This window comes from Shewanella aestuarii (assembly GCF_014647215.1).
Classification (GTDB): Bacteria; Pseudomonadota; Gammaproteobacteria; order Enterobacterales; family Shewanellaceae; genus Shewanella; species Shewanella aestuarii.
The window spans coordinates 851,441-864,931 of the sequence record NZ_BMOT01000001.1; the positions used below are offsets into that span (position 1 = coordinate 851,441).

Annotated in this window: 12 protein-coding genes; 5 read left to right on the forward strand and 7 right to left on the reverse strand. The window is 39.7% G+C overall.

From position 1 onward, the window contains the following. Positions 1-393: 393 nt before the first annotated feature. Both IEY03_RS03680 and nagA read right to left on the reverse strand, forming a co-directional pair. Positions 394-1,326, reverse strand: coding sequence for a dihydrodipicolinate synthase family protein (locus IEY03_RS03680; protein WP_188839962.1), 933 nt, complete (start codon positions 1,324-1,326; stop codon positions 394-396). A 17-nt stretch (positions 1,327-1,343) separates the two neighbouring features. Further along, positions 1,344-2,480, reverse strand: coding sequence for an N-acetylglucosamine-6-phosphate deacetylase (gene nagA, locus IEY03_RS03685; protein WP_188839963.1), 1,137 nt, complete (start codon positions 2,478-2,480; stop codon positions 1,344-1,346). 428 nt (positions 2,481-2,908) lie between these two features. Between nagA and IEY03_RS03690 the strand changes: the two genes are divergently transcribed. Further along, complete coding sequence (locus IEY03_RS03690) at positions 2,909-3,877, forward strand: DUF4862 family protein (RefSeq protein WP_188839964.1); 969 nt, start codon at positions 2,909-2,911, stop codon at positions 3,875-3,877. Between the two features lie 434 nt (positions 3,878-4,311). On the opposite strand, the gene IEY03_RS03695 is transcribed toward IEY03_RS03690, so the two are convergent. Next, positions 4,312-5,232 (reverse strand): DNA ligase, encoded by a 921-nt coding sequence (locus tag IEY03_RS03695; protein ID WP_188839965.1) that lies wholly within the window; start codon positions 5,230-5,232, stop codon positions 4,312-4,314. Positions 5,233-5,356: 124 nt separating this feature from the next. On the opposite strand from IEY03_RS03695, the gene IEY03_RS03700 reads away from it, so the two are divergent. After that, positions 5,357-5,728, forward strand: a complete 372-nt coding sequence (locus IEY03_RS03700) for a diacylglycerol kinase (protein ID WP_188839966.1) — start codon at positions 5,357-5,359, stop codon at positions 5,726-5,728. 70 nt (positions 5,729-5,798) lie between these two features. Here IEY03_RS03700 and IEY03_RS03705 read toward each other — a convergent pair whose 3' ends face one another. Then, positions 5,799-6,659, reverse strand: coding sequence for a LysR family transcriptional regulator (locus IEY03_RS03705; protein WP_188839967.1), 861 nt, complete (start codon positions 6,657-6,659; stop codon positions 5,799-5,801). 106 nt (positions 6,660-6,765) lie between these two features. Here IEY03_RS03705 and IEY03_RS03710 point away from each other — a divergent pair, with 106 nt between their 5' ends. The 3 genes from IEY03_RS03710 to IEY03_RS03720 all read left to right on the forward strand — a co-directional run bounded on the left by IEY03_RS03710 (position 6,766) and on the right by IEY03_RS03720 (position 9,692). After that, positions 6,766-7,212 (forward strand): MaoP family protein, encoded by a 447-nt coding sequence (locus tag IEY03_RS03710; protein WP_188839968.1) that lies wholly within the window; start codon positions 6,766-6,768, stop codon positions 7,210-7,212. 423 nt (positions 7,213-7,635) lie between these two features. Continuing rightward, entirely contained in the window at positions 7,636-8,556 is a 921-nt protein-coding gene (locus tag IEY03_RS03715; protein WP_188839969.1) for a hypothetical protein, read from the forward strand. Positions 8,557-8,666: 110 nt separating this feature from the next. Beyond that, positions 8,667-9,692, forward strand: coding sequence for a GGDEF domain-containing protein (locus tag IEY03_RS03720; RefSeq protein ID WP_188839970.1), 1,026 nt, complete (start codon positions 8,667-8,669; stop codon positions 9,690-9,692). Between the two features lie 9 nt (positions 9,693-9,701). On the opposite strand, the gene IEY03_RS03725 is transcribed toward IEY03_RS03720, so the two are convergent. The 3 genes from IEY03_RS03725 to pdsO all read right to left on the reverse strand — a co-directional run bounded on the left by IEY03_RS03725 (position 9,702) and on the right by pdsO (position 13,285). Then, the gene (locus tag IEY03_RS03725; protein ID WP_188839971.1) at positions 9,702-10,355 is read right to left on the reverse strand and encodes a class GN sortase; all 654 of its coding nucleotides are present in this window, start codon (positions 10,353-10,355) and stop codon (positions 9,702-9,704) included. After that, positions 10,348-12,465, reverse strand: coding sequence for a marine proteobacterial sortase target protein (locus IEY03_RS03730; protein ID WP_188839972.1), 2,118 nt, complete (start codon positions 12,463-12,465; stop codon positions 10,348-10,350). The genes IEY03_RS03725 and IEY03_RS03730 overlap by 8 nt, the downstream gene beginning before the upstream one ends. Positions 12,466-12,535: 70 nt before the next feature. Next, entirely contained in the window at positions 12,536-13,285 is a 750-nt protein-coding gene (pdsO, locus tag IEY03_RS03735) for a sortase-associated OmpA-like protein PdsO (protein WP_188839973.1), read from the reverse strand. Positions 13,286-13,491 lie beyond the last annotated feature (206 nt).

The following is a 13,491-nucleotide window of genomic DNA, read 5'->3' on the forward strand; positions in this document are numbered from 1 at the left end:
AGCAATTAAAAACTAACCAAGTCTGAGGGGTATTTATCTAGCAACTCACTTAAGGCTAACTAATATTGAATCAGTTAAATATTCATTAATCCGTGCAGATGTGGCATCAGTAAGTCCTAGCTTAAATACATCTACACCCTTATGCATTAAATACCTGTAAGCTAAGCAAAGCATTAAACCCATTTTTCAACAATTAGTCTCATATTTTCGACATAAAAAAACCACCAACAAATTGTTGATGGTTGGATATATGTAAATTAACAGCGACCTAACTATAACAGCACTAAAATATCAGCAATATTTTAGCGCTTTAGTTAATTTTCCTATATTCCTAAGCTCTCATGTCACACAATGAGTATGATCCTCTAACACTATAAAAATATTGATCAATTATTAATCAACGAATAAATCGTCACGGCTTACACTCAAGATGTGTTGCATAAATCCAGCCGCGGTCATTTTAGCAACCACATCTGTTTTCTCTTCGTTCGACAAAGCTCTAATTGGTAAACGAGGATCACCGACGTCAATACCATGTAACAACATTGCGGCTTTACCTGCAGCAACTCCCCCGTATTGTACAAGTGGGCGAATGAGTGCAATAACCTTATCCATCAAGGCCAACACTGTCTGTTGATCCCCATTATTAAACGCTGCAATAATATCTAAATAGAGCGGTGCTGCGTAATTATACGTACTTCCAACAGCGCCTATCGCACCAACTGCAAGACCTGCAGGCAGAAACTCATCCACCCCAAATGGAATATCAAATTTTCCATCACAAACTCGCTTACAACGTTGATACTCATATAGATCTACATGGTTAAACTTAATACCTGCTAGGTTGGGGATGACTTTGTCCGCTTTGATAAGGAACTGCTCCATGTCAAACATCACTCCTGACATACCCGAATGATAATAATAAAACGCCTTAGTTGGTGCTTCAGCTGCAATGGTGGCACAGTAATCGACAAGACAATCCACTGAACTTGGTTTAAAAAAACAAGGTGCAATTATCGAAGTAGCAAAAATATCTAGAGTTTCAGCATGTCGTGTTAACTCCAGCGTATCAACAATCGATAAAGCTCCTGTATGCACTGTAATACTCAGCTTTCCCTGCGCGGCTAAAACCCAACGTTCGGCTACTGCTTTTCTTTCTGCTACAGAACAATTAAGGCCTTCACCAGTGGTGCCACATATATAAACCCCTTTTACGCCCTGACGAATAAGCAGTTCAGCAATGCTATCGATGACAGGAAGATTGACTTCACCGTAACGATCAAATGGGGTATGAGGGGCTGAAATTAATCCAGTCAATTTTTGCATTCTATATCTCCATAATTTTAAAATATTTTTTTGCCGCCAATCCATGTGTGACTAACATACAAAGCTGAATTTTTAGCGCATTCAAGAACAATAAAATCAGCATTCGCGCCTATGGCAAGTTGGGGTGAATTGTTATTTATTCCAAGAAAATTTGCTGGGTATAAACTCGCCATTCTTAGCGCCTCCTCAAGTGAAACGCCCAGCATGGATTGAGCATTATTCACTGAGGTGATCATGTCTAAAGCAGAACCCGCTAACTGCCCTGTTTGACTCATCAACCTATCGTCTTCGAGTACTATGTAATGTTCATCAAATTCAAAAGCGGTTTGACTGCTGCCGATGGTTGACATAGCGTCGGTAACTAACATCATTTTTCCTGTAGGTTTTATCTTATTAGCCAGCATCGCCGTTGCAGGATGAACATGGTGACCATCAAGTATTAACCCACACCAACTGTGTTCATCAAGTAGTGCTTTGCCCACCATATTCGGCTCACGAGATGTCAGCGGGGACATCGCATTGAATAAATGCGTAAAACCTGACGCCCCTGCTGTCAATGCAGCTTGAGTCAACTCAAAACTGGCATTGGAGTGACCCAAACACACTTTTACATTGTGCTGAGTTAATTGCTGGATTTGATCAGTGGTCACATGTTCTGGAGCCAAAGTGACCACTTTTATTCCCAAATCCTCACGACAATAAATTGCCATCTCCTGTTCGCTTAAGGGTCTGATATATTGACTGCTATGTATGCCTTTTTTAGGTTCACTGATATGAGGCCCTTCAAAATGAACACCAATAACTCCCAGCAGATTCTGTTTTATTGCAAGCGCAACTGTATCAGCAGCAGCACTAAGCGTTGCTAAATCGCTGGTGATCAATGTCGGTAGCAATCCCGTTGTTCCATATTTACTATGTGCTTCCACCATTGCCCTAAGTGTCGATATACTCATCTCCTGGTTGAATAAATAGCCGCCACCGCCATTAACCTGTACGTCAATAAAACCCGGCGCCAGCAGCCCTGGCACTTTTATTACCTGTGCATTTTCAACGAAATCAAAGGCGATAATTTTGCCATTTTCAAAACTGATAGCTTGGCTATGAAAAATGTTCTTCCCATCAAATACTTGATCAGCTATTACGGTTGTTATCATGACGTCTCGACTTTACATTGCTACATTGCGTCAAAAAGTGTTTTGCAAACTAAGCAAGTTTTAATACAAATCCCCCCAAGATGAGATGCAAGCACCCCATCAACCTGTTATACCAATATACCTTTAGATTGATTTTTGTCAAAGTAAAAAATATGACCACAAGAACTAACTTAAACTTAAAGGCCTAAACAACTGAAATACATGTATTTTTAATTATTAACTTTGACAAAAATTTGTAAATTTTGTCGGTGGCATCGCCACATACGACTTAAACACTTGGTATTTTTCAACCTTCATCCGGCATTTTTACGTTATATCCACCTGTGCTATCTGACAAAAAATCAACATTTTAGATTGAATTAACGCACACTTGGTGGTGTAATAGGTATACCTAAAGGGAGTTATCCGATTATTAAGGCAGATATTTAATGGAATATATGATTGGCGCTTATGCCACAGCACCTTCTACCCACCTGTGGGATAAAGAATTAGAAACCATTTACTACCAAGAGCTCAAATCGCAGCACAAAATCATAGGATTAGAGCATCCCTTTGTTGGTCGACTGCACCCTTTTGACGATGAATGGTTTCTTAAGAATATCGATTGTAATTGGCAATTTATTTTCACTTCAATTCCCGGTGTGATGGGACAGCTTGCACGCGACCCACATTTTGGCATAGCCTCTACAAATGAGGCTGGCAGGCAATCTGCCCTGGCTTTTTACCAAAAAGCACAAAAAGCTATAGTAAAATTAAACAGTTACTTAAAAAAAGAGGCTGTTAGTCACGTAAAAATACATACTGCACCAAAGATAACCACACACACACAGTCATCAATTCAAGCTTTAATAACATCGCTTGAAACCATGCAATCTTGGAACTGGTATGGTGCAAAACTCGTCATCGAACATTGCGATGCTTATATCCCAGGACAAGAAGCTGAAAAAGGTTTTATGCGATTAGAAGATGAGATAAAGGCGGTTAAACAGGTTAACAGTAAGCTGAATAGTGATATAGGAATTAGTATAAACTGGGGGCGTTCAGCCATTGAAGCGCGTAACACTAATGGCCCTTTGCAGCATATTAAGCAAGCCTATCTAAATGGCGTATTAAAAGGAATTATTTTTTCCGGCACCTCAGATGTAGACGGCCCCTATGGGCAATGGAAAGATACCCATATGCCACCTGCGCAAGCCCTATTTCTTCCCTGCTATGCTGAAAACTCTCTATTAACGATGGAACAAATGAAAAAATCCATTCAACAGTGTGATTACCAGCAACTGGACTACATTGGTGCAAAAATCTCGTTAAGCCCAAATGAGGCAAGTGTTGCTCAACGAAGTGCTTATATTAAAAGCATAACAGCATTGCTCGATCACGTATTTGAAGTTCAATAACAGTCAAACAACCATAAACAAGACGATGGACAAAAGTTAACTCGTTAATGTACATAAATGAGTCAGTGATTTTGCTAAATTAGTATTTAATGGATTTCCTCGGGAATTCAAAACCTCTAGTTAAGTGGCCAAACCCACTATGCCACTACAATACTAAAGTACTGTGTGATCAACAATGACCAGCGCATAACAGATATATAATGATTTACGCGGAAGTGAGTGGCTAGAGTTGAAAATTGAATAAACGTGCAGAGTCAAAAACCATACTTTCGGTTTGGGAATTTTGTGGTACTTTTTGGGGCTTACCAAAAATAACAATAAACAATTGAAAATTATAGCTTTTATTTGCAAAGCAAATATCCCCCATATACACGAATAGTACTGATTTAATCTTCTTCATTAATAAAATCACCTAGCAAATTATGTTTCAATATCTATGGCGATGGTTCGTCATCTCTAACTCGCCAAAAGCTTGCAAATCTCGGCACTCCATTATTAGTAAGGCCAATATAATAAAAACTGATTAAGGCTCCCAGCTTTGGTGGATGTTGGCGTTGGTTATCGGTAAAACCTGTGCCGATTTCAAAAATTACACCATTGGCCATTTTGACTTTTAAAGCGCCCATAACCCCTTTATATTTACCTTTTCCTTCACTGTAACCAATGACTATTGCATCAGCATCACTTTTAAGCTTCAATTTCAGAATATTATCTGTTCTTCCTACTGTATATATTGCTAACTTTCGATGCAGCATCAAGCCTTCAGCGCCCTCAGAAACCACCCGGTTCAAGTGTTGATATAGTGCAGTTTCAGACGTTAAGCAGATTTGGGTTATCACATCTAAATAGGGAGACTGGGTAACGAGTTGTTGTAAAGCCGCATATCGTTGCTCAAACGGTAAAGATGATTGAGGTAAATCGAATAACATAAAACGTACCTTGCCCCACAGGTTATCGTCGGGAACTTTACGCCTTACTAGGCCTGAAATCACTTCAAACTGTCCACGAGCAATCCATAACTCCCCTTCAATTACCACTCTCGGGAAATCGGCTGTAAACCATGATGGTGCATTTATTAGCTTGCCATTTTTAGTCAGCAAACGCTGCCCATCCCAATAACCTCTTACACCATCGAGTTTTTCACTGACTAAATAGTCATTGATATTTAATTTCCCATCGACAGTTTTTGCTAATTGAATTGCTGGCTTTGAGGATGCTTCAGATGTTGAGGTGTGTGCAAAAGTAGCATCAGATATTCCCCCCAAAAGAAGCAATATAAACAAAAGGTTGAATAACCCCAAATTATGGCGTGTAAATCTAAAACCTAGTAATCGTTTTATTAATAAAATATTCATTAGCAGTCCTTTGCTTGATTACAGTGATTAACAAAATGTAATAGAGCTGAATCCCTAGTTAACAATTGTGGGTAACAGTGGCATAATTGCCAGCAATTTAGTGTAGTACATAATGTAGGCTTGAATGAAACCTGAAAATAATCATGGAATTAAACGAATAGTTAGAGCCACTGGGTTTTCGATGCAGGGTCTAAAATTAGCATTCAAGTCTGAAGCGGCATTTAGACAAGAGTTGGCTCTAGCCATGATAATGCTACCTGTAGCATTGTTAGTGGATGTCAGTACAATTGAGCGTTTAATGCTCATTTTGGGGCTATTTTTGGTACTAATTGTTGAATTACTCAACTCTGCTGTTGAAGCAGTTGTCGACCGATTTGGAGGAGAAATTCATCCATTAAGTGGCCAAGCAAAAGACATTGCATCTGCAGCCGTCTTCTTAAGTTTAGTTTTTTGTGCGATTAGCTGGATAGCTATTTTAGGGCCGTTATTTTTGTAACATCTTTTGCGAATGAAACAGAAACATTGTTTTAACTGTTTGTGTATCATTCGGGAAAAATTCAATAGGGTTAATTAGGATGAGAAGGCATAGCCCCTTTTAATATTAAAAGCGCCTTTTCAATCGCAAGGCTGCGTTCATTTCCACTCCAATATGCACCATATACATTACGCTCAATGCTGATAGCATCTTTCACTTCATATAATTGCTTAGACACTAAATAAGGCGCAACAAAGTTAGTTGGCAAAAATGCGCTACCGCCGTTATTCAACAAAAAATCTAGTGCTATTCTAGCAGAGCTTGTATGTAAAGCAGGAACGGGTAACATCGAAAAACTCTGCGCATGGGCAATGTTAAATGCCGTACCCCAATCCACCTTGATATAATTGAGTGTATCAATATTATTGAGGGACATGTTCGGTTGATGACAAACAAGGCACAAGCTCACATCCATTAACTTAATAATTTCAACTTCTTCTAATTTTGGAGGATCAAAACTAATTGCAATATCAACACTTCTTTCTAATAACTGACGAGTCATTGTTTGAGCGTTGATGACATCTGTTCGCAGTGAAACACCAGGAAGACCTTGGTGCAAAGGTTGAAAAAAATGTTGTAAATAGCTGTCCCAAATATTATGCCCTGCACATAACGATAATTGTGAAGAATGATTTTGATGCAAACTCACATCTTGCTTTGCTCTTTCCCATGCATTAAGCACAGCTTCTGCATGACCAAGCATTCTTTCTCCAGCTGGCGTGGGTTGAATATTATTACGTAAACGTTCAAATAACTCGACACCAAGTATGCTTTCTAACTGCTTCACCCTAAAACTCACCGCGCTTCGGGTAAGAAATAAATTCTCGGCGGCCTTACCAAAATGGCGCGTCCTTGAAACCTCAAGAAAGGTCTTTAATAAATCCGTATCCATAAAAATGTTTCACCGAAATGGTTAAAATATTTTGATTTAAAAAAATTCCAACCTGACCAATAATCCAATTGAAATCCTTGTTCACTCAATATTATAGGTAAATGCCATGTCACAGCAATCATATACCAATGTCGCTGCCAGTATTGACGCTATAGCCAATGGCAGTGCTAGCTTCACCAGCAACAAACGTTTTTACGATGATGCTAATTTCCCCAAAGGGTTTAAGCGTTGTGGAGACTTTACCAATAAAGAGGCTGAATTGCTTGAGCAATATGGGCAAGTATTGAAGAACTTAATGGATGGTTCTCAACTCCCTTGTACACCTGATGAAGATCAATTCGTGCAAGTCGCTCAAGGTCAGCTATTACCTTCAACACCTTTAGAGTTATTGTGGGCAAAATACACTAAATTGGCAAAAGGAAAACCGTTTTATGCCGTTGTCGGCACAATTCATGCGCCAGCCCAGTCTGCTAAAGTTGAAATTGATATTGATTTTGACGATATTTCAGATGATGCCGCAGATGATGAAGAAGTGACCGACAGTAGCGATTAATCGGTTATTGAAATAAGTAAAACCATCTTTATAAAAAGAGCTTTAGTGCTCTTTTTTTATTGCTAAAAAACCTTAGAGTCCGATAAAACATCTATGTTTTTGTTCTTGCCACAAATTGTTTTTTTAGATTAAAAATGAGCAACAAGTCACCATTTATTGATTAAATCATCAAAAACCTTGATTTAAAGCAATCTTATTACAACAAACCATTTACACTTTCTTACATAATGCTAATATGAATGCCATGTTTTAGTGGTGATTTTAGCATCACTCGCATTATCAATTGCTTCGTTACTGTTACATTTTGGGTGTTTTGCATTACTTTTGTGCGCTTTCGACTGAGTTCGAAACACTTGGCAAGTAAACGAGCATTATTGCCATAAACGCAATAACCATAAAAATAATAAATGCGGAGTTTTATTTATGTTTAAACCCCTGATTTCCTGTGCACTACTTATCTTTCCGTCTTTGCTATGGGCAAGTGCAGATAACCATTCTGAACAAGTCCTAGTCGAGTCAGCCAAGGCACCGGATCAATACACCTTTAATATTGGTGGTTTTTACGCTAACTCAGATTCGTACATGGTTGTTACCAATCCCAAAAATGGTGGTACATTCCCATTAGACTTTGAAGATGATTTAAACCTCAAAGAAAAACAATTCCTGCCCTTTTTTGAATTTACCTACTCATTTAATCAAAAACATAATATTTATCTTGATTGGAAGTCACTTCATCGTACAGCCCAATCACCCTCTATTGAAAAAGATTTCCAAGTGACTATTGATGATACTGTTTATGATGTAGAAGCTGGTATCAGTTTGCGCACAACACTTGACATGGATATTTTGCGCTTAGGTTATGGTTATGATTTTATCCAAGGAAGCAATTATATTATTGGTGCTTCAATTGGTTTGCACACCATGTTTGTTAAAACTGAATTTGAGGGTGATATCGGTATTTGTGTGCCAGATACTAATCTCGCGCAATACTGTGATGACATTATTACCACCCCTAGATTAGTCGATAACAGTGTTACTGCACCTTTACCCGATATTGGCTTATACGGCGTTTATGAGTTTTCACCCGGATGGATATTTAAAGCTCATGCCCAGTATTTCGCATTAAAATATAATAAAGTTAAAGGCTCACTCATTGATGTGCGCGCCACTGTTGAAGCTAAAATTACTGATGAATGGTCATTAACAGCTGGGTTTAACTACTACGAAGTCGACGTTGATTATGAACAAACCTTATCGGTATTAGACCAAGAAGTGAATATTGCAGACTACAATATTAATTACAGCTTCACGGGGCCGATGATATCAGTGCAGTACGCCTTCTAGTCCCATATTTTTCAAAAAAGCATCATAAGATGCTTTTTTTTTGCCGTTACAACTGGCTGTTTTACTGCTATATTTTTATTATGTTTTATACAAGCTATTAGAGAATTAATATGTCGACTACGCTTTTACAGCTTGCTGCTGCGAACTTAAAAAAAGCCGTTCCTTTAATGCTGAAATATCAAATTCCTACCACACCGACTAACTATGCCCTTTGGTATGCCTATGTCAGTGAGCAAAACCCACAATTAAATGCTGAACTTGATGCCACCATTAAGCAAAACCAAAGCTGCTCGCCTGTCACCAGTGAGTTATTATTCCGTAAACATGTTGCTGATCCTGTCGAGCTTGACGTTCGTGATATGCGGAAAAATCTTGATGCTATGGTATGTGATTTATCTCAATCACTTAAAGATACCAATTCAGATACAGCGACATTCCAAGCACAAATTGATAAAGACTTTACACGTTTAGCCGACCTTGAAAATCAAGGTTTTTCATTAGAACAGGTGATTGGTGTAGTCCGCAATATCGTTAAAGAGTCAGCTAATATTCGCTCCAGTACTGTGAGTTTTACTCAACAGTTACAAAAAGCACAATCAGAAATTGATTCTCTGAAAACCCGCCTAGCTGAGTCTGAAAAAGATGTCTTATATGATGCGCTCACCAATGTGCTTAATCGCCGAGCCTTTGATGAAGATATCAATGCACAAATAGACTTAGCGCCAGAGGGCTGTTGTCTAATTTTGATAGATATCGACCATTTCAAGAAATTTAATGATAATTTTGGCCACCAGCTAGGGGATTTAGTTCTAAAAACCGTTGCTAAACGCGTTCAAGAGGCCTGTCGTGATGGGATTAAGCTATATCGGTTTGGCGGTGAAGAATTTGCCATTATCGTGCCTAAAAGCCAATTAAGAGTTGCTCGTCAGCTTGCTGAAGCCATTCGAAGAGCACTTGAAAAACTCAGCGTTAAAGACAGACGCAGTGATAAAGTCATCGATTCTATCACCGCCTCTTTTGGGGTCGCTCAGTGGCAACCTAAACAAGATGCTGGTCAACTGATTGAAGTGACGGACAAACTGCTCTATGAAGCAAAACGTCTTGGTCGTAATCGTGTGATGCCAATTTCTGGTTAAGTTTTACCGTTAAATCAAACTATCACGCCCAACCAAAATCGATTTTGCTTCAACAATATAACGAAGGTCTGCCTCAGCAGATAATGCATCAAATGGATAGCAGGTGATTAATGTTAACCGGCTATCCTTCGTTGTTGCCATCTCCTCGACTTGCGATTCATGTACCACCCTTAAGTCTGTCACTTGGTATTGGCTTAAATGACCTTGGGTGTTTGTCAATTCAATAACATCCCCCAATTGCAAATATTTAAGTCTTAAAAAATGACTGTCTCTGTGTCCTGCAATAATGGTATTGCCTTGCTCGCCAGCCGTTGCACCTCCTAAAAACAAACCTGGCCCAAAAGCCAAAGTGCGCCCAGAAATACCCGCTAAGATATACAGATCATTTTCAGAGGACTTGAGCTTAGGACTTATAAAACGCATTTTAGCCACAGGGTGAGTATCAGCCCAAGACCATGGTTTATGGGGTTTGTTATCCGCTAATGTTTGTGTAAATGCCCGTTCTATTAAATATTGAGCAAAATGTGCTTTGGCCTGCATATAACCACCTTTAACCACCATCGTCGAAGCCAGCAATAATAAAATAACAAAAGCTAGCCATTGCAATATCTTGTCCCTTTCACCTTTTACGATAAATCTCTGAGCGAGATGTAAATTACGCATTTTCGGGCTCCGAAGACTGAATCATAAGTAACTGCCCGGGTAACAAACCTTTTAGCCACAATCCAAACAGCAAGGTTAATCCCAATAAACTTAGGCCTGCCAGTAGCCATAATTTGCTAGCCGTTGCGGTTTGAGGCAAAGTTCCCTGCTGAATTGAGTTAATCTGCCAACCCGCCGGCATTAACCGCCCCAACTGATACTCGCCTTTATCTGCATGATGAGGATTTACAGGCGTGACATCCACAGCTAATAAACTGGTGGCGCTACTGACTAAATGATATTGCAACGCCAATGCTTCAACTTGTTTTTCAACACGTTGGCGAACGGTCGAATGTTGGCTCATTTCTAACGCGGTTATTTTTGCATTAGCCCATACTAAATCAAGACCAATGGCTGCTTCAGCGGCATTAAAATCCAGTTGTGTTTGCCAATATTGACCATTAATTTGCCCTGATATAATCACAGGCTGTAGTTGTTCGACTGGCACTTTAAAACTTATCGTAACGGGAGATTGTTGATAAACATCTTCAATCTCAGTTGGCCAATAATCTGGGATACTGCCATCAAGATGATATAACTCAACATCGGTTAACACTGGCTGGCTTATTTTATTGATTAGCAGCGTCATTTGTTGTTCAACTTCAGCTGACTTCCCTATGTAAGTAAAAGTGCCTCTGCCGATACTTGCGGCCCTCTTCATAAAGTGTGAATTAGGTGCCGAACCAATGCCCACGGTAAACAATCGTGAGTCTTGTAATTGATGGGCGATTTGTTCGAATAATTGCGCTTCGTTTGTAACCGCGCCATCCGTTATAAAAATAACCTGCCTTACTTTCGGCGGTAGCTGATCAATATTGATTGTTGCTGCCAACGCTTTATCTAAGGCTGGAGCCATTTCGGTACCACCATCTGCATCTAAAGCCGCTAAGTATCGGCGGGCTTTGATTAGATTAGTGTCACTAGCAGCTTGTGCCTGGCCAAATATGGATTGCACACTCGAATTGAAATCAATGATGTTGAAACTATCCATAGGATTGAGTGTGGTTAACGCTAAGCTCAAAGCCTGCTTAGCTTGCATAATTGACTCTCCAGCCATTGAGCCAGAAGTATCTATCACAAAGATTAATTCCCTATTGATTTGATGCTGCGGTTTACGCTCAAGACTTGGCGGCAATAGCAATGCCATAGCATAGATATCTTCAGAGAATGCGGGGTTACTTTGGGTATTATTCTGATGGGTTTGCCCTGTTTGATAGAAGATTGCAGCAGCGACCTCATTCCCAACATCTGTTTGCCACTGCAGCACAAAATCGCGATCTAGTGGTACTTTCCCCTGCAATACAACATTGGTGAGTCGCCCATGATGAAATTGCTGAATATCATGATAAAGACTCGATAATTCTGTCAAACCAAAGCCACTGTCAATGTTAATATCAAACGACACTTGATGGCTTGGTGACTGTTGTTGAGCTTGATTAAGCAAAGGCGCGGCTAGCTGCTGCGTTTCAGAATACTCACTACGCTGAAAATCAGGTCGATACCTAGGCGCTACCACCAAAGGAAAGCGCAAACTGAACATACCATCCTGATAAGTCACTGTTTCTAAATAAGTGATTTCAACCACGACTTGCTGCTGTGGGCCAATATTTGCCAATTGAGTGGTGAAAATGTTACTGCGCTGCTGACTCACTAGGCTTGCTTGTTTTCCTTGCTGCTTAGCACGTTCAAACTCTTGTTTGGCCTGCTGTTTGGGTTTGATAACACCTTTAACTACCCGCTCGCCAATCAATAGATCCATGCCGTCCACAGCAGCATTAGCAGGTAAAGGAAATACATACTTGGCATGAATCCAGCTATCTTCAATATTGTTGAAAATTTGCTTGACCGTAACGCGATTGGTTAACCCCGACACTGTCATTTCAACCTGAGTGTCTAATGCCAGTATCTGCTTATTTTGACCATTAATGCGATAGCTCACTACGCCTTGAGTCACCTCTTCTGATACTTTGTTAGGATCTACATAAAAATTTTGTGAGGCTTGACTCACGTTTGTCACAATCAGTAACAACACACTAATTAACCCAAGCCCAAAAGGCCATTTAGCAAACATAACCGCTCCTTAAAGGCATGCTGGCATGCCTTTTTATCTATTCCATGAAAATAATGCGTTTTCGGATCTGTTAATTGGCAGCGAGTTGCTCAGTTTCAGCAATGAGTTTTAATGTCACTCGGCGATCAAAAAAGTCATTCTCAAAGTTTTGCTCTTCATGCATAGGTGCGCTTGCGCCATAGGCTTGACCTTGTAACCTTGTTTTATCTATTCCTTGGGCAACCAAATAATTAGTGACTTCCAATAAACGTTGTTCAGATAAGGCTTGGTTAAACGCATCATTTCCTCGACGGTCTGCGTACCCCATTAAATTGACATGCAAATCTGGCATGGATGTCATCATGTAAGCGACATTATCAAGCTGTTGCTGAAATAAGGGTGCGATTTGTGTTGAGCCCGTCTTAAACTGCACATTCATGCCAATGCTCAATTCCGTTAGGGTTTGGTCTTGATGGGCTTGAATACGGGCTAATTCGGTTTGCACCGCGAATAAAGTTTGTTGCTGTTTGTCCATATCAGCTAATTTGGCATTTTTTTCATCTAGAGCTAATTGCTGTTGGTCTAATAAAGATTTTTGAGCAGTAATTTCAGACTCATCGCCAACCGACTTACCGATAAATGTTCCTGTTATTGCACCAATAAATGCCCCAACCGGCCCACCAATCACAGCGCCAAGGATCACTCCAGAGCTAAGGCCGACTAACTCTTCCGTATGCTCGCGATCGTTTGTTGTTTCAGTAACCTGAGTCGAAGCGGCATAACTCAAATTGGTCATCACTAAAGATGAGATAATTGCTAGTGCGATAATGTGCTTTTTCATATTAATGTCCCTGTTCATTGATGTTAATAAATCGATGGTTATAAGTAGCTATCGATTCGATGACATCATTAAACAACAAATAAATGGCTTTTTAAGGGAGCAAATATGGCAATCTAAAGCTCAATTGTGGCAACAATATGGCAATTGCTTTGGCGCACTTTAACCCGCTATAAATTGCTGTATAGTCACAACAATAAACTGCCTAC

What these genes read in the sequence shown, in the direction of transcription:
- IEY03_RS03680 (WP_188839962.1), bottom strand. Translation starts at nt 1,326, where the DNA reads ATGCAAAAATTGACTGGATTAATTTCAGCCCCTCATACCCCATTTGAT.
- nagA (WP_188839963.1), bottom strand. Translation starts at nt 2,480, where the DNA reads ATGATAACAACCGTAATAGCTGATCAAGTATTTGATGGGAAGAACATT.
- IEY03_RS03690 (WP_188839964.1), top strand. Translation starts at nt 2,909, where the DNA reads ATGGAATATATGATTGGCGCTTATGCCACAGCACCTTCTACCCACCTG.
- IEY03_RS03695 (WP_188839965.1), bottom strand. Translation starts at nt 5,232, where the DNA reads ATGAATATTTTATTAATAAAACGATTACTAGGTTTTAGATTTACACGC.
- IEY03_RS03700 (WP_188839966.1), top strand. Translation starts at nt 5,357, where the DNA reads ATGAAACCTGAAAATAATCATGGAATTAAACGAATAGTTAGAGCCACT.
- IEY03_RS03705 (WP_188839967.1), bottom strand. Translation starts at nt 6,659, where the DNA reads ATGGATACGGATTTATTAAAGACCTTTCTTGAGGTTTCAAGGACGCGC.
- IEY03_RS03710 (WP_188839968.1), top strand. Translation starts at nt 6,766, where the DNA reads ATGTCACAGCAATCATATACCAATGTCGCTGCCAGTATTGACGCTATA.
- IEY03_RS03715 (WP_188839969.1), top strand. Translation starts at nt 7,636, where the DNA reads ATGTTTAAACCCCTGATTTCCTGTGCACTACTTATCTTTCCGTCTTTG.
- IEY03_RS03720 (WP_188839970.1), top strand. Translation starts at nt 8,667, where the DNA reads ATGTCGACTACGCTTTTACAGCTTGCTGCTGCGAACTTAAAAAAAGCC.
- IEY03_RS03725 (WP_188839971.1), bottom strand. Translation starts at nt 10,355, where the DNA reads ATGCGTAATTTACATCTCGCTCAGAGATTTATCGTAAAAGGTGAAAGG.
- IEY03_RS03730 (WP_188839972.1), bottom strand. Translation starts at nt 12,465, where the DNA reads ATGTTTGCTAAATGGCCTTTTGGGCTTGGGTTAATTAGTGTGTTGTTA.
- pdsO (WP_188839973.1), bottom strand. Translation starts at nt 13,285, where the DNA reads ATGAAAAAGCACATTATCGCACTAGCAATTATCTCATCTTTAGTGATG.